The 419-nt window shown below is 51.8% G+C and carries 2 pseudogenes; both read right to left on the minus strand.

Annotated elements, in window-relative coordinates:
• Window positions 1–233, minus strand: a pseudogene (locus AB9F29_RS21340) (ribonuclease J); the annotation flags it as partial.
• Window positions 230–419, minus strand: a pseudogene (locus tag AB9F29_RS21345) (pantothenate kinase); the annotation flags it as partial. The pseudogenes AB9F29_RS21345 and AB9F29_RS21340, both read right to left, overlap by 4 nt.

A 419-nucleotide genomic window follows, 5' to 3' on the forward strand; every position in this document is an offset into this window, starting at 1 on the left:
TGGGCGTGGGTGATGAAAACCGCCTCTAGGCGATCTTTGTTTTTCTCAAGCCACGTGATGTCGGGCATGATCATGTCAACACCGGGGGTGCTGTCCATATCTGGGAAAGTCACGCCGAGGTCGACGAGAATAAGACGTTCGCGACCCTTGGGGCCGTAACCGTATACATAGGCGTTCATACCGATTTCACCGGCGCCGCCAAGGGGGAGATAGATCAGACGATCTCTGCTCATTTGGATTGGGTATCCTTGTTGTATTTGTGGATGACAGTCAAACCATGCATGGTGAGATCATCTTCGAAGTTGTCAAAGAGCGCGTGGCCCTGTTGAAATAAGGGGGCGAGTCCGCCAGTCGAGATAACTTTCATCTCACGGCCAAACTCGGCTTTAATCTGTTCGCATATCCCGTTCACCAATCCA

Origin of the sequence: Falsihalocynthiibacter sp. S25ZX9, assembly GCF_041205405.1 — a bacterium.
GTDB classification, from domain to species: Bacteria; Pseudomonadota; Alphaproteobacteria; order Rhodobacterales; family Rhodobacteraceae; genus Falsihalocynthiibacter; species Falsihalocynthiibacter arcticus.